Consider the following 13600-nt stretch of genomic DNA (forward strand, 5'->3'; position numbering starts at 1 on the left):
CGCTCGAAAGGGTCAGTCGACCACCAATCGCAACGAGAACCGAAGGGACACAACATGTCCGAGCAGACCACCGCTGGCTCCGTCTCCGTAGTCGGCCTCGGCCCGATGGGCCGGGCCATGGTCCGGGCCTTCCTGGACGCCGGTATCGAGGTGACGGTCTGGAATCGCAGCACCGAGAAGGTCGACGCCATGGTCGAACTCGGCGCGAAGCGGGCCGCCACGGTCGCCGAAGCGTTGGACGCCAATGCGTTGACCGTGCTCAGCCTCACCCACTACGCCGCCATGTACGACGTATTGGGCCAGGCGACCGACCGCTTGCCGGGCAAGGTGATCGCCAATCTGTCCTCGGATTCACCGGAGAAGGCGCGCAAGGGTGCGGAGTGGGTGCGTTCGCACGGGGCGGAATTCATTTCCGGCGGCGTCATGTCGGCGGGCGACAATATTGCCCATCCGTCATCGTTCATCTTCTACAGCGGCCCAAAGGAGGTCTTCGACGCGCACGCCGAACTACTGCGTCCGCTGAGCCCGCAGGAATACCTCGGTGCGGATGATGGTCTGGCGCAAATCTTCTACCAGGCCGGACTGATCATTTTCCATCCCTGGATGCTCGCCTTCGATCAGGCGCTCGCGGTGATCGAGAAGTCCGGTCACAGTATCGACCAGTTCCTGCCCTTCGCGCTGCGTGCGACCGGCGCGTACCCATATTTCATCGAGGATTTCGCGGCCGCCGCGAAGGCGGGTGGCTGGGGCACCCTGGCGAGTCTGAAGATGATGGATGCCGGAGCGCAGCACATCATCGATGCCAGCGAGGAGGTCGGTGTCGACGCGACGTTGTCGCACGCGGTGCAAGGCCTGTGGCGGCGTGCGATCGCGGCCAGTGTGGAGGCGGGCCAGCCGGTTCCGGTGTACCAGTTGTTCACCGGGTCGCGGTAGATCTCAGTCCCCCGCGGCACGCGCCGAATCGACGGACCCGAGGCGCGGGAACGGGGTGGTCGAGAAGATCACCTCCACCGCGACCTCGAAATACGCCGCGATCCGCAATGCCAGATGCAGGCTCGGGCTGTATTCGCCGCGTTCGAGGTAACCGATCGTCTGATAGTGCACGCCGAGCGCCTCGGCAAGCTCCCGCCGGGAGATGCCGCGCTCGGCCCGCAACATCGCGATGCGGTTGTAGATGACCTCAGTAGGCACGCTGAATCGCCTTCTCGCGGCGCGCCGCCACGTTCGACCCGGACTCGCGACGTGCCATCCTACGCAGCACGATCGGCGCGAGCAGCAGCCCGGCCACCGCCCAGACACCCAGCACGGCAATGGTTTCCAGATGCCGCCAGGAATGGCCGAGCTCGATGGCGACCGCATCGCCCGGCAGCATCGCCGAACGCATGCCGAGTCCGACCCAGTAGACGGGGAACACCTGCGCGACACCCTGCAGCCAGCCCGGCATCGAGGTGATCGGGTAGAAGACGCCGGAGATCGCGACGATGCCCATGATCGGCAGCGAGACGAACCCGATATTGCGCGGGTTGCTGAACAGTGATCCGAGCACCGCGCCGATCGGCATGGTCGCGAGCATGCCGAGTGCGACGACGCCGATCAGGCCCAGCCAGGAACCGATGCTGCCCATTGCCGTGCCGTCGACCAGGAACAGTCCCGGAATCAGCACGATCAGGAACGGGATGACCACCCAGCCCGCGGTAGTGACGATCTTGCCGGTCAGATAGCCGACCATGCCGTTCGGAGTTGCCTTGGCGCGCAACAGTGTTCCGTCTTCGCGTTCCAGGGTCAGCATCTGGGCAATGCCGAACATGCCGTTGAAGGCGACGAGCATGCCGAGGATGCTCGGCAGGGCGAGCGAACCGAGTGCGAAGCCGCTCGCCTCGAAGGTCGCATTGCGCATGAAGAACAGCACGATGACCATGGCGACCGGCCAGAAGAGCATGCCCCACAGGTCCTGCACATTGGTGAGCGATTGCCGTATTTCGATCAGTCCGCGCCGGGTTCCGGCCCGCACGGCGGCATCGATCGGATTCATCGCGCGACCTCCTCCAGGGAGTGGACCTCGGTTTCGAGCCGGCCGGACTCGTATTGCTGCACCAGCGCCATGTACGTGTCTTCGAGCGAGGCGCGGCGCACCTCGAGTTCGCCGATCTCGTCGCCGTGCTGCTTGAACAGCTCGTAGACGAACTTGGTCGACTCGGCGGTGGTGTGCACGAATCGTTGTCCGTCGTGGGTCCAACGGACTTCGGCCTCGCCCGCGATGCGGCGCGAAAGTTCGTCGGCCGAGCCGTCGGCGATGATTCGGCCACCGGCCAGGATCATGATGCGGTCGGCGAGCTTCTCGGCCTCGTCGAGATCGTGAGTGGTGAGCAGGATGGTGGTCCGGTCGTCGGCGAGATGATGGACCAGATCATGGAATTCGCGGCGGGCCTGCGGGTCGAAGCCCGCCGTCGGTTCGTCGAGGAACAGCAGTTCCGGGCGGCCGACAATGCCGATCGCGACATCCATGCGACGGCGCTGACCGCCGGACAGCGATCCGATCTTGCTGTTGGCCTGCTCGGCGAGTCCGACGGCGGCAATGAGTTCGTCTGTGTCCCAAGGCCGGTGGATCTTATCCGTGCGGTACGGCGCGTAATAGGAGCCCAGATGCGAAAGCAGTTCGCGCACACGCCATTTGGCGTGATCACGCCACGACTGCAGGACGACACCCAGTCGCGCCCGCCAGGCTTCGTCGCCGTGCGCCGGATCCGCGCCGAGCACCTCGACGCGGCCCGCGGAGCGCATGCGGAAGCCCTCCAGAATTTCGATGGTCGTGGTCTTACCCGCGCCGTTCGGGCCGAGTAGTACCAGCACTTCGCCCGGCCGAGCTTGGAACGTCACGTCGTGCAGGACGTCGATCGTCCCGTACCGCATCCGCAATTTTTCGACGTCGAGCGCAACGCCGTCACCCATGGTCATCTCATCCTCCCGTTGTGAGATCGGGATGATTCGTAGCATATCTACTATATTGCGCTACGACAATGCTATTTCTTGCCCACGTCGCGGTTGACATGCAGCCAAATAGCTGCCTACCGTGAGGATATGCAGCTAGATGGCTGCATATCACATAGAAGGTGACATGGACGAGGTATTCCGAGCGCTCGCCGATCCGAGCCGCAGAAGGCTGCTCGACAGCCTCAACGCGCGCAACGGCCAAACCCTGCGCGAACTGTGCGCCGAACTGGATATGGCCCGCCAATCGGTGAGCAAGCACCTCGCGGTCCTCGAGTCCGCCAACTTGATCACCACTCGTCGCAGCGGCCGCGAAAAACTGCACTACCTCAATGCCGAACCCATCAACGCCATCGCCGACCGCTGGATCACCCGATACCACCGCGCCCGCGTCCACGCGCTGGCCGATCTGAAACGAGCACTGGAGGCAAACCCCATGAGCGAACGAAGCGAACGAACAATCAACACAGCCGACAACGCGTTCGTCTACACCACCTACATCAAGACGACTCCGGAGCGACTCTGGCAAGCCCTTACCGACCCGGCCTTCACCAATCGCTACTGGGGTGCCGGCTTCGATACCGATTGGCAGCCCGGCTCGGAAATGGTTTGGCACCAGCGGGATTGGACCAGCAGGGATTCGGAACAGGTTGTCCTGGAGGCGGACCCGTACACCCGGCTGTCCTACACCTGGCACACCTTCGACCCCGCCTTCGCCACCACCTTCGAAATGAACCCGGATGACGTGGCGGCCTGGGCACGCGAGCCCCGCTCGAAGGTGACGTTCGAAATCGAACCCCAGGGCGAAACCGTGAAACTGACTGTCATCCACGACGGTTTCGAGCCCGGCAGCGCCGTCCTGGCCGGAATCAGCGGTGGTTGGCCGAGCATCTTGTCGAGCCTCAAGACCCTGCTGGAGACGGGTGAGTCCCTGCCGGAACCGGTGGCGTAGTTCTCGCCGGTTCGCTGAAACTGCTCGAATCTCAGCTGGATCGTCGCCTGAGGCGCGCGCCTACATGAGGGACGTGCCGTTGACTCCCTACCGGTGACGCAGACCTGCGATGAGGAGGTCGACCATGCGGCGAGCGTTGTAGCGGGGGGTGTTGCCGGCGCCGATGCAGAGGTTGCCGACGCCGCGTAGGAGTTCGTAGGGGTCCATGTCGGGGCGGATCTCGCCTGCTGCTGCGGCGGCGTCGAGGAGTTGGGCGCATACCGGGACGAGGCGGTCGAGGAAGTAGGCGTGCAGGGTCTCGAAGGTGGGATCGCCGGACTGTAGCGCTTCGGCGAGGCCGTGCTTGGTGACCAGGAAGTCGACGAAGAGGTTGATCCACTGGCCCAGGGCGGCATGCGGCGTGTCGCTGTGCGCCAGCAGTGTCGGACCGGCCTCGGCGCATGCCTCGACCTGGTGCCGGTAGACGGCGACGATGAGATCGGCTCGCGTCGGGAAGTGGCGGTAGATCGTGCCGATGCCGACACCGGCCTTGGCGGCGATATCGCGCACGGGCACATCGACGCCGGACTCGACGAAAGCGGCGGCGGCCGCGTCCAGCAGCGCCTTCTGGTTGCGCCGGGCGTCGGCCCGTTTTCGCGGGGCTGACGACCCCGATTCGTTGTCGATATCAACCACCTCCGGCACAGCGCTTGTCAAACGGAACAATGTTCCGTATGTTGGGTTCCGGAACAAGGTTCCGCTTGTTCAGGATGACAGAACAGCCGAGCCGGAACCAATTCACCCCTCTCATGGAGGAAACACCTCATGCAGTACCGCATTTTGGGTCGCACCGGTGTGCAGGTCAGCACTCTCGCGCTCGGCGCGATGAACTTCGGCCGGATCGGGCGCACCACCCAGGACGAGGCCACCGCCATGGTCGACGCTGCCCTGGCGGCCGGGATCAACCTCATCGACACGGCCGACAGGTACAGCGACGGCGAGTCGGAAGAGATGGTCGGCAAGGCAATCGCGGACCGCCGCGACGACATCGTGCTGGCCACGAAGGCGAGCATGCCGATGGGTGCGGAGCGCAACCATCAGGGCGGTTCGCGCCGCTGGTTGGTCACCGAGTTGGACAACAGCCTGCGTCGGCTGGGCGTCGACCACGTCGATCTGTACCAGATTCATCGGTGGGACCCGAACACCAGCGACGAGGAAACGCTGTCGGCCCTGACCGACCTGCAGCGCGCCGGGAAGATTCGCTACTTCGGTTCGTCGACATTTCCCGCGTATCGCATCGTGCAGGCCCAGTGGGCCGCTCGCGAAAACCACCTGAGCCGTTATGTCACCGAACAGCCCGGCTACTCGATCCTGCAGCGCGACATCGAATCCCACGTGCTGCCCGTGACCGAACAGTACGGACTCGGCGTGCTGGTGTGGAGCCCGTTGGCTTCGGGCTGGCTGTCGGGCGCGATCCGCGCGGGTCGAGAGATCACCACCAGCCGCTCGAAATTCATGCCGCAACGCTTCGACACCACCATCCCGGTCAACCGGGCCAAAATGGATGCTGTCGAGCAACTGGCAAAGGTCGCCGACCAGGCCGGTTTGACGATGATCCAGCTCGCGCTCGGTTTCGTGACCGCACACCCCGGTGTCACCAGCGCCATCATCGGCCCCCGCACGATCGACCACCTGCGCTCGCAGCTCGCCGCCGCGGACACCGTGCTCTCCGCCGACGTGCTCGATGCGATCGACGCGATCGTCGCGCCCGGCGTCGACCTGGCCCCCGACGAAAAGCACGACACGCCACCTGCCCTGCTCGATCCGTCCCTGCGACGTCGCTCATCGCCGGTCACATCGACCGCCGAGCAGTAAGCGGGCGTTGCGCACCCCGGCCGCCCGCTTCGTCGCAAGCGATTCGCATCCCACCCCGTGCCGAAAGGACGAATCGACCGATGCCGCACCCACCCCGGCCCAGTTTCGGAATCATGACCGCCCCGATGCAGGTCGACTACCAAGACATCCTGCGGGTCTGGCGCGAGGCGGACGCCATCCCGCAGATCGAACACGCATGGCTGTTCGACCACCTCATGCCTATCGGCGGCGACCCGAACGGACCCACACACGAAGGCTGGACATTGCTCTCGGCCCTCGCCGCACAGACCCGGCGACTGCGCCTCGGTCTGCTCGTGACCAGCAACCGCTTCCGGCCGCCCGCAATGCTGGCCAAGATCGCCGCGACCGTCGACATCGTCTCCGGCGGGCGACTCGACTTCGGTATCGGTGTGGGCTCACGACCCGACCATCCGCTGGCTCGGCGCGAGTACGAAGCACACGGCCTGCCCTTCCATGACACCGCGAGTGCTGTAGGGAGTTTCGCCGAGGCCTGCACGGTCGTCCGGCGGCTGTGGACCGAGGCCGAACCGTTCGACTTCCACGGCACTCATATCCAACTCACCGGAGCGTTCGGCAACCCCAAACCCGTCCAGCGCCCCCACCCGCCGGTCCTGATCGGTGGGCGATCAGCCGCGACACTGCGGGTGGCCGCCGAGCACGCCGACCTGTGGAACATCCCCGGCGGCGATATCGACGACGTCATCCGCCGCAGCGCACTGCTGGACCGCTATTGCACCGAGATCGGTCGAGACCCCGCCTCGATCACCCGCTCCATCCACCTACCGGTCTCCTACGATGAGCCCGGCAGCACCCGGGACATGATCGGCGGGGCGATCGACGCCGGGTTCGGGCACATCGTCCTCGGACTGCCCGCGCCATACCCGGCCGGGATCGCGCAGTGGGTCGCTGACGAACTGATCGGCGCGACCGCCTAGGCCGGAACGGATTGGCCTGAGCGCCAATCGAATGCGCTGGATCAGCGCAGGGAGCACAGGCCGATCCGCATGGCCGTGCGGGGATGCCGATACCACCTATTGCAACGGCGCCTGGTCGGCGTGGTCGATGGTGACCTGACCCGTTCGCAGATACGTCATCACGGCATCGTCGACGGCAGTGTTGCCGCGACCGAATGCGCCGTGGTCGCCGCCCTCGACCGTGATCAGCGATCCACCGAGCGCCTGTGCCATGGCCGGGCCGCCTGCGTAGGCGGTCAGCGCATCCCAGCGGCTCTGCAGCAGTAGCGGGCGGGTCTGCAGATCCTTTCCGGTGATCGGCACCGGCTCGGCCACCGGTTTCCAACTGCCGCAGGCGGTTCCGGAGCGGACCAGATCGGCGCGGGCGTCCATGGCATTGCCACCGGTCGCGATGGTGGCGACGGCCGAGCCGATCAGTTCGGAGCGGCCGGGCACATTGTTCTCGTTGCAGGTGATGGCCGAGAAGACGAAGCGTCCGGTGGGATCGGTGCTGGTCGCGCCCTCGATGGCGAGTAGCTGGCGGACATTCTTCGGATCGATATTGGCGTCGGCCATCGCCCTGGCGAAGGTCGGCCAGAAGGTGCGGGTGTAAGTGGCGACCGCGGTCGCGCCGACCAGCGGCACCTGCGCGGACGCGCCACCGGTGACCAGCAGGCGCACCAGATTCTGCACCTTGCCCGCTTGCTCGACACTGTCGTTGAAACCGTCGCGGGCGATTTCGGCGAGCGGTTCGGGCAGCGCACCGGGCAGGTCGGCGACGCTCGCGGGTGGTGGGGTCAGGTTGGCGTACCAGCCGCCGCCCTGGTCGGCGACCAGCCGCACCCAGTTCTGGTAGACCTGCAGCGCGGTATCGCCGAGCCCGTAGTCGCCGCTGTGGTCGGCGATCCAGGCGAACAGATCGTCGAGTCGCTGCTTACCGGCGACCTGCTGCTGAGCGAATTCCTCGGTCCAGACCCAATCGGGGTTGACGTTGGAGTCCAATACCATTCGATCCACCCGGCTCGGGAACAACGACGCGTACACCGCGCCTAGGTAGGTGCCGTATGACGTACCGAGGTAACTGATCCGATCCACGCCGAGCGCCGCGCGCACCTCGTCCAGATCGCGGGCCGTGCTCTCGGTTGTGATGGTGTCGAGGTAGCCGGGCAGCGCCGCGTCACAGGCCTTCTTGATATCGTCGCGGTTACCGCCGCCCAGCGAAACTTGTTCGCTGTCAGCTGATTTCGACGCCGCACTGATGGTCTGGGAATCGCAGCGCAGCGGGGTGGCCCAGCGCAATCCGCGCGGCTGCACCGCGATCCGGTCGTAATGCTCGTTGAGTTCGGCAGGCATCGAATCGATCCGACGAGCCCAGTAGTCGAGGGCATCCGCGCCTGGTCCGCCCGGATTCGCGGCAATGACGCCGCGACGCTCCCCGGTTGCGGCGATCCGGCTGACGGTGAGTTCGATACGCGCGCCGCCGGGGTCGGCGTAATTCATCGGGACGGAGATCACCGCGCACCGCACACCGCGCCCCTCGGTGACCGACGAGTCCGGGCAGGCGCCGAAGGACGCCGCGGGTGCGGCCTCGGCCCAACCCGTCACGATCGATCCGCTGATCAGGCTCGCGGCGGCGACAGCGACCAGCGCTCGTGGAAAACCTGGCGTCCTCATCATGTTTCGTACCTCCGCCGGGCCCATCGCTGATTCGGCGCGACCATCAGCATTCTGGTCAGCCTGGCACCGGTAGACAAGTCGAGCGGGCGATCGGGTGCGATTGGTATTGCGGTGCACAGCCATCCACACCCACCGGAGTAGCGTCGAGCCATGTCGACTGAGGTCCGCAACAACTTCGCGCTGGAACGTTTCGAGATCTACGTCGACGGTGCCATCGCCGGCTACGCCGAATATCAGGACACCGCCGCCGAGCGGGCCTTCATCCACGCCGAGATCGACCCCGGGTACGAAGGTCGCGGATGCGGCCGGGTGCTGGTGCAGGCGGCATTGAACGCCTCACGTCAGGAGGGTTTCGGCATTCTGCCGATGTGCCCGATGGTGCGTCACGTCGTCGAATCGAGGCCGGAATACATCGCGATGGTTCCGCAGTGGGCGCGTCAGAAGCTCGGCCTGCCGCTGTAGTCAGTACGCGGCGACGGCTCCGTCCAGCGCCTGCTGCAGATCCGTGCGCACCAGCCGCGCGATCTCCGCGGGTTTGGTCGGCAGCTCCGTGATCGGCACCCCGAAATAGAAGCTGGCCGACTTGGCTTCCTCCTTGGTGAGCGGCACGCTCGGATCGGGTCGCGGCCCATAGCTCAAACCCAGGCTGAGCAGCACCGGCTGCGCTCCCAATTTCATCGCGCGGAATGCGATATGGCCGATCCCGCTGCCCACCGGCTGCACCTCGGTGTGGTCGACCTCGTTGCAGGTGCCCTCCGGAAAGACCGCGATGCCGTCACCGTTTGCCATCCGCTGCGCGCAGATATCCATCATCCGCTGTCCGGCCGCATTCACCGCCCGCAGGCCGTGGTCCTTACCGCGGAATACCGGTATCCCGCCCATCATGTCGATCTTGCGGCGCTGGTGGGGATCGAGGAACAGCTCGTCCTTGGCCAGTACGCGAACACGCCCGATCACCGAACGCAATTCGCTACGCCACGCCGCGGCGGCGACGGTGTACGGGTCGGATTCGGAGAGGTGGTCGATCGCGACGAGCAACGGCCTGCGCTGGCGAATCACCTGGTGCAGCAGCTTTTGCGCACCCTCGGCATAGGTGACGCGCGGATGGTATCGACGTCCGAGAATGGCGTAGGCCCCCCATGCCTCGAGCCGGTTCTGCCGGTGGTCGCGATAGAAGTCGTACACAGTGTCAGCGTTGTCGAGGAGGACCTCGGGCCGTTCCATGGCCACACCCTAACCGGTCTGTTTTCGGGGTGATCGAGGTGTCGCCGGCGACTGCTGGCAGGTCGCTCGCAAGGTCAGCTCGCCGCCGGTCCGAGAATCCGCCACGCCGCTTGACCGACGAACCGCACGCGCCAGTGCGATGATGTCGGAGTGGCACGCGGAGATGACCCGGACGATCGGAAAACTCGCGGCGGACACGGTGACCGCAGGCGACGCGATTTCCCCCAGGGCGAGCAGGTGGTTCGCGCGGGCACCCTGCTGGTGTCGGCGACCGAACTGGTCGAGCCGACCTTCCGGCGCACCGTCGTGTACATCATCGAGCACAACGAGGCGGGCAGCCTCGGGGTCGTACTCAACCGACCGAGCGATACCGCGGTGCACGAAGTGCTGCCACGCTGGTCCGAGGCGGCCGCCGCGCCGCGCACGCTCTTCATCGGCGGCCCGGTCAAGCGGGACGCGGCACTGTGTCTGGGCACCATCCGAGTCGGCGCGTCCATCGCGGGCGTCCGCGGACTGCGCCGCATCGATGGCCGCGTGGTGCTCGTCGATCTCGACGCCGACCCGGATCAGATCACCCCGCTGATCGAGGGTCTGCGGATCTTCGCGGGCTATGCGGGCTGGACCTTCGGCCAACTCGAGGGCGAACTGCAGAACAACGACTGGATCGTCCTTTCGGCGCTGCCCTCGGATCCGATCAGCACGGGCCGCCCCGACCTGTGGGCCCACGTGCTGCGCCGCCAGCCACTGCCCCTGTCTCTCCTCGCGACACATCCGATCGAACTAGAACGCAATTGACATGCCTACGCGCATTGAACCTTTTGGCCCCCCTGATTCGTGGGATGAGCGGGAGGTGACAAATGCCCGAAGAACAAGCCGAGCTCATGCGGGTTCTGTATCAGGAACATGCTTCGGCGCTATGGCGATACACGCTCGGTTTGGTTCGCGATCCAGGTCGGGCCGAGGACATCGTGCAAGAGACGTTGTTGCGGGCGTGGCAGCGCCCCAACGTGCTCGATCAATCGACGACATCGGCGCGGGCGTGGTTGTTCACGGTCGCGCGCAATCTCGCCGTGGATGAGCACCGCAGCGCCCGCAATCGGCGCGAATTCCGCACCGACAACCCGCCGGAGCAGGCCGCACCGGATCAGGCCGACCGGGCCCTGGACGGCTGGCTGGTCGCGGACGCATTGAGCAGACTCAGCGGCGATCATCGCGAGGTGATCGTGCGGGCCTACTATCGAGGCCTTTCCACCCACCAGATCGCCGAGGAACTCGATATCCCGGCGGGCACGGTGAAATCCCGCATGCACTACGGCATGCGGGCGCTACGGCTGGCACTACAGGAGATGGGGGTGACGAATCAATGACGGACATCGCCGACGACTACTCGACGTGGGATGCACCGTACATTCTCGGCTCCCTGACCCGCATCGAACGGCGGGAGTACGAAGAGCATCTGGCCGGCTGCCCGGTCTGCCGGGCGGCGGTGGCCGATCTCGCCGGACTCCCAGGTCTGCTCGCCATGGTCGAACCCGACACCGCGCTCGCCATGATCGAGCCGGCGGGGCCGACCTCGGCCGTGGTGGAGCCCCCCGCACAACTGCTGCCCCGGCTCGCCGATGCGGCCGAGCGGCGTAGGCGGCGCGGCCGGTGGGCGGCCGCCGGCGCCGCGATTGCGGCGGCCGCCGCGGCGGTGGCCATCGCGGTTCCGGTGGTCACCGCGATCACCGCGGCGGATAAGCCGAGCTCCGAACAGGTTGTGGCCGAACGCAGTATGGAACCGATCACACCGAATCCGGTGACGGCCAGCTTCAAGGTCGTGCAAGCCGATGGCAAGACTCGGATCGTGATGACCTGTAGCTATGGGCCGAGCGACCAGAAGTACAACTGGGATCTCGACCTGTACGTCATCGGCACCGACGGCAGCCAGGCCAAACTCGACCGGTGGCCCGCCGGACCCGGCACCGAGCTGACGATCGACCGGACTCTCGATAAGACGCCGGATCAGATTCAGGCGGTGCAGATCCGGAAGGCGTCGACGGGCGAGACGCTGCTGTCCGGCACGGTCTGACACGGCTCGATCCCCCCGCCGAACTCGGCGGGGGGATCGCTTTCGGTGATTCAGCGCTGGGCTTGCTTGCGGAAGACCGAGGTCGACCAGAAGTATCCGACCAGCGCGAGGCCGACGCACCAGGCGATGGAGATGATGCCGTTATTGCCGATCTCCGTGCCCATGAGCAGGCCGCGGATGGTCTCGGTGAGCGGCGTGAACGGCTGGTACTCGGCGAACTGACGCAGGCCGACCGGCATGGTGTCGGTGCCGACCAGGCCACTGCCGAGGAACGGCAGCATGATCAGCGGGAAGGGCATATTGCTCGCGCTCTCCGGAGTCTGCGCGACCAGCCCCATGCCGACCGCGATCCAGGTGAGTCCGAAGACGAGCATGCCGAGCAGTCCGAATGCGGCGATCCACTCGACGACATCGGCCGACGGCCGAAAACCCGCGAGTACCGCGACACCGACCATGGCGGCGATGCCGAGCAGGGCCTGGATCAATGCGCCGACCACATGCCCGGCGAGAATCGCGGACTGCGAAATCGCCATGGTCCGGAAGCGATTCACGATGCCCTTGGTGGTATCGGTGCAGACCGAGACCGCCACACCCGCGGTCATATACGCCGGGATCATCAGCAGCATGCCCGGGGTCAGGTAGTCGATGTAGTTACCGCCGGACGACTTCTCCAGTGCACCACCGAAAACGAAGTTGAAGGTGAGCAGCAGGATGATCGGCATGAGGATGATGCTGAAGGTCATGCTCGGGTACCGCTTCGCATGAAGCAGGCTGCGCCGCAACATCGTTTTCGAGTCGGCGAGTGCGTAGGCCATCGTGCTGCTGCTCATCGCACGGTCTCCTTTTCGGCGGTGGGATGTCCGGTGAGGGTGAGGAATACGTCGTCGAGGGTGGGGGTGTGCACGGAAAGTCCGGCAACCTCGATCTGCTCGTAGTCGAGCCGGTCGAGCACCGCGCGCAGCGATTTGACGCCGCCGTCGCTGGGGACCGCGAGGGTGAACTCCTCCTCGGCCGCGTCGTCGACGACGCGGGCCTCCGGCCCCAATGCCGTTGCCGCGGCGGCTAATCCGAGCTGATCGGCGAATTCCAGTCGGATATGTCCGCCGGGTATCCGCCGCTTCAATTCGGCGGCCGTGCCCTCGGCGACGATCCGGCCGTGATCGAGCACCGCGATCCGGTCGGCCAGTTGATCGGCCTCCTCGAGGTACTGGGTGGTGAGGAAGACGGTCACGCTGTAATCGTCGACCAGCGTGCGGGTCATTTCCCAGATCGCCCGCCTACTGCGCGGATCCAGGCCGGTGGTCGGCTCGTCCAGGAAGATGATGCGCGGATCGCCGACCAGCGTCATGGCCAGATCCAGCCGTCGCACCATGCCGCCGGAGTAGGTCGCCGCGGTCTTGTCGCCGGCCTCGACCAGGTCGAAGCGTTCCAGCAGTTCGGCGGCGAGGCGCTTGCTCTCGCGGCGCGGCAGATGGTGCAGATCGCCCATCAGGACCAGGTTTTCGCGGCCGGTCAGCAATTCGTCGACCGCGGAGAACTGGCCGGTGACACCGATCGCGGTGCGCACGGCATCGGGTTCGGTGACCAGATCGTGGCCGTCGACACGGATTTCCCCCGCATCGGGGCGCAGCAGCGTGGTGAGGATCTGCACGGTGGTGGTCTTGCCGGCACCGTTCGGGCCGAGGAGGGAGAATATCGTGCCCTCCTGAACCGTGATGTCGATGCCGTCGAGCACCACGTGCTCACCGAACGATTTACGCAGGCCCAGCGCCGAAATGGCGGGGGCGCGATGACCGTTGGTCATGGTCTTCCTTTCGAGGGATTTTCATAAATTTATGCGAATGACAGCATGATTCAGCC

The 13600-nt window shown here is 65.7% G+C and carries 16 protein-coding genes; 8 read left to right on the top strand and 8 right to left on the bottom strand.

Annotation, left to right across the window (positions count from 1 at the left end):
* Positions 1–54: 54 nt before the first annotated feature.
* Complete coding sequence (locus ACIBW7_RS00705) at positions 55–933, top strand: NAD(P)-dependent oxidoreductase (RefSeq protein WP_397042767.1); 879 nt, start codon at positions 55–57, stop codon at positions 931–933.
* A gap of 3 nt (positions 934–936) precedes the next feature.
* On the opposite strand, the gene ACIBW7_RS00710 is transcribed toward ACIBW7_RS00705, so the two are convergent.
* Genes ACIBW7_RS00710 through ACIBW7_RS00720 form a run of 3 tightly spaced genes read right to left on the bottom strand, consistent with a single transcriptional unit; the run spans position 937 to position 2955 of the window.
* Complete coding sequence (locus ACIBW7_RS00710) at positions 937–1191, bottom strand: helix-turn-helix transcriptional regulator (protein ID WP_084509363.1); 255 nt, start codon at positions 1189–1191, stop codon at positions 937–939.
* Positions 1181–2032, bottom strand: a complete 852-nt coding sequence (locus ACIBW7_RS00715; protein ID WP_397042768.1) for an ABC transporter permease — start codon at positions 2030–2032, stop codon at positions 1181–1183. Before ACIBW7_RS00715 ends, ACIBW7_RS00710 begins: the two co-directional genes overlap by 11 nt.
* Complete coding sequence (locus ACIBW7_RS00720; RefSeq protein ID WP_397044100.1) at positions 2029–2955, bottom strand: ABC transporter ATP-binding protein; 927 nt, start codon at positions 2953–2955, stop codon at positions 2029–2031. Before ACIBW7_RS00720 ends, ACIBW7_RS00715 begins: the two co-directional genes overlap by 4 nt.
* A 160-nt stretch (positions 2956–3115) precedes the next feature.
* On the opposite strand from ACIBW7_RS00720, the gene ACIBW7_RS00725 reads away from it, so the two are divergent.
* Positions 3116–3940, top strand: coding sequence for an ArsR/SmtB family transcription factor (locus tag ACIBW7_RS00725; protein WP_397044102.1), 825 nt, complete (start codon positions 3116–3118; stop codon positions 3938–3940).
* 87 nt (positions 3941–4027) lie between these two features.
* On the opposite strand, the gene ACIBW7_RS00730 is transcribed toward ACIBW7_RS00725, so the two are convergent.
* The gene (locus tag ACIBW7_RS00730; protein WP_397042770.1) at positions 4028–4636 is read right to left on the bottom strand and encodes a TetR/AcrR family transcriptional regulator; all 609 of its coding nucleotides are present in this window, start codon (positions 4634–4636) and stop codon (positions 4028–4030) included.
* Positions 4637–4744: 108 nt separating this feature from the next.
* Here ACIBW7_RS00730 and ACIBW7_RS00735 point away from each other — a divergent pair, with 108 nt between their 5' ends.
* Positions 4745–5794: an aldo/keto reductase gene (locus ACIBW7_RS00735; RefSeq protein ID WP_397042772.1), complete on the top strand. Its 1050-nt coding sequence runs from the start codon at positions 4745–4747 to the stop codon at positions 5792–5794.
* 113 nt (positions 5795–5907) lie between these two features.
* Positions 5908–6750, top strand: a complete 843-nt coding sequence (locus ACIBW7_RS00740; protein ID WP_397042774.1) for an LLM class flavin-dependent oxidoreductase — start codon at positions 5908–5910, stop codon at positions 6748–6750.
* A gap of 96 nt (positions 6751–6846) precedes the next feature.
* Here the strand turns inward: ACIBW7_RS00740 and ACIBW7_RS00745 are convergent, their stop codons facing one another.
* On the bottom strand, positions 6847–8445 hold the full coding sequence (locus ACIBW7_RS00745; RefSeq protein WP_397042776.1) for an alpha/beta hydrolase: 1599 nt from the start codon (positions 8443–8445) through the stop codon (positions 6847–6849).
* 150 nt (positions 8446–8595) lie between these two features.
* Between ACIBW7_RS00745 and ACIBW7_RS00750 the strand changes: the two genes are divergently transcribed.
* On the top strand, positions 8596–8907 hold the full coding sequence (locus ACIBW7_RS00750; protein WP_397042778.1) for a GNAT family N-acetyltransferase: 312 nt from the start codon (positions 8596–8598) through the stop codon (positions 8905–8907).
* On the opposite strand, the gene ACIBW7_RS00755 is transcribed toward ACIBW7_RS00750, so the two are convergent.
* The gene (locus ACIBW7_RS00755; protein WP_397042780.1) at positions 8908–9669 is read right to left on the bottom strand and encodes a lysophospholipid acyltransferase family protein; all 762 of its coding nucleotides are present in this window, start codon (positions 9667–9669) and stop codon (positions 8908–8910) included.
* A gap of 150 nt (positions 9670–9819) precedes the next feature.
* On the opposite strand from ACIBW7_RS00755, the gene ACIBW7_RS00760 reads away from it, so the two are divergent.
* From ACIBW7_RS00760 to ACIBW7_RS00770, 3 genes are all read left to right on the top strand, one after another.
* Positions 9820–10464: a YqgE/AlgH family protein gene (locus tag ACIBW7_RS00760; RefSeq protein WP_397042782.1), complete on the top strand. Its 645-nt coding sequence runs from the start codon at positions 9820–9822 to the stop codon at positions 10462–10464.
* A gap of 62 nt (positions 10465–10526) precedes the next feature.
* Positions 10527–11036 (top strand): sigma-70 family RNA polymerase sigma factor, encoded by a 510-nt coding sequence (locus tag ACIBW7_RS00765; RefSeq protein ID WP_063045755.1) that lies wholly within the window; start codon positions 10527–10529, stop codon positions 11034–11036.
* The gene (locus ACIBW7_RS00770) at positions 11033–11740 is read left to right on the top strand and encodes an anti-sigma factor family protein (RefSeq protein ID WP_397042784.1); all 708 of its coding nucleotides are present in this window, start codon (positions 11033–11035) and stop codon (positions 11738–11740) included. Before ACIBW7_RS00765 ends, ACIBW7_RS00770 begins: the two co-directional genes overlap by 4 nt.
* Before the next feature lie 50 nt (positions 11741–11790).
* On the opposite strand, the gene ACIBW7_RS00775 is transcribed toward ACIBW7_RS00770, so the two are convergent.
* Positions 11791–12570 carry an ABC transporter permease gene (locus ACIBW7_RS00775; protein ID WP_397042786.1) on the bottom strand — a complete coding sequence of 260 codons (780 nt, stop codon included), beginning with the start codon at positions 12568–12570 and terminating at the stop codon, positions 11791–11793.
* Complete coding sequence (locus tag ACIBW7_RS00780) at positions 12567–13544, bottom strand: ATP-binding cassette domain-containing protein (RefSeq protein ID WP_397042788.1); 978 nt, start codon at positions 13542–13544, stop codon at positions 12567–12569. Before ACIBW7_RS00780 ends, ACIBW7_RS00775 begins: the two co-directional genes overlap by 4 nt.
* Positions 13545–13600 lie beyond the last annotated feature (56 nt).

This window comes from Nocardia sp. NPDC049526, assembly GCF_044465765.1.
Lineage (GTDB): Bacteria > Actinomycetota > Actinomycetes > Mycobacteriales > Mycobacteriaceae > Nocardia.

Excerpts from the sequence above, each read along its gene's own strand:
- ACIBW7_RS00705 (WP_397042767.1), top strand. The coding sequence starts at position 55 with ATGTCCGAGCAGACCACCGCTGGCTCCGTCTCCGTAGTCGGCCTCGGC.
- ACIBW7_RS00715 (WP_397042768.1), bottom strand. The coding sequence starts at position 2,032 with ATGAATCCGATCGATGCCGCCGTGCGGGCCGGAACCCGGCGCGGACTG.
- ACIBW7_RS00720 (WP_397044100.1), bottom strand. The coding sequence starts at position 2,955 with ATGACCATGGGTGACGGCGTTGCGCTCGACGTCGAAAAATTGCGGATG.
- ACIBW7_RS00725 (WP_397044102.1), top strand. The coding sequence starts at position 3,116 with ATGGACGAGGTATTCCGAGCGCTCGCCGATCCGAGCCGCAGAAGGCTG.
- ACIBW7_RS00735 (WP_397042772.1), top strand. The coding sequence starts at position 4,745 with ATGCAGTACCGCATTTTGGGTCGCACCGGTGTGCAGGTCAGCACTCTC.
- ACIBW7_RS00740 (WP_397042774.1), top strand. The coding sequence starts at position 5,908 with ATGACCGCCCCGATGCAGGTCGACTACCAAGACATCCTGCGGGTCTGG.
- ACIBW7_RS00745 (WP_397042776.1), bottom strand. The coding sequence starts at position 8,445 with ATGATGAGGACGCCAGGTTTTCCACGAGCGCTGGTCGCTGTCGCCGCC.
- ACIBW7_RS00750 (WP_397042778.1), top strand. The coding sequence starts at position 8,596 with ATGTCGACTGAGGTCCGCAACAACTTCGCGCTGGAACGTTTCGAGATC.
- ACIBW7_RS00755 (WP_397042780.1), bottom strand. The coding sequence starts at position 9,669 with ATGGAACGGCCCGAGGTCCTCCTCGACAACGCTGACACTGTGTACGAC.
- ACIBW7_RS00765 (WP_063045755.1), top strand. The coding sequence starts at position 10,527 with ATGCCCGAAGAACAAGCCGAGCTCATGCGGGTTCTGTATCAGGAACAT.
- ACIBW7_RS00770 (WP_397042784.1), top strand. The coding sequence starts at position 11,033 with ATGACGGACATCGCCGACGACTACTCGACGTGGGATGCACCGTACATT.
- ACIBW7_RS00775 (WP_397042786.1), bottom strand. The coding sequence starts at position 12,570 with ATGAGCAGCAGCACGATGGCCTACGCACTCGCCGACTCGAAAACGATG.
- ACIBW7_RS00780 (WP_397042788.1), bottom strand. The coding sequence starts at position 13,544 with ATGACCAACGGTCATCGCGCCCCCGCCATTTCGGCGCTGGGCCTGCGT.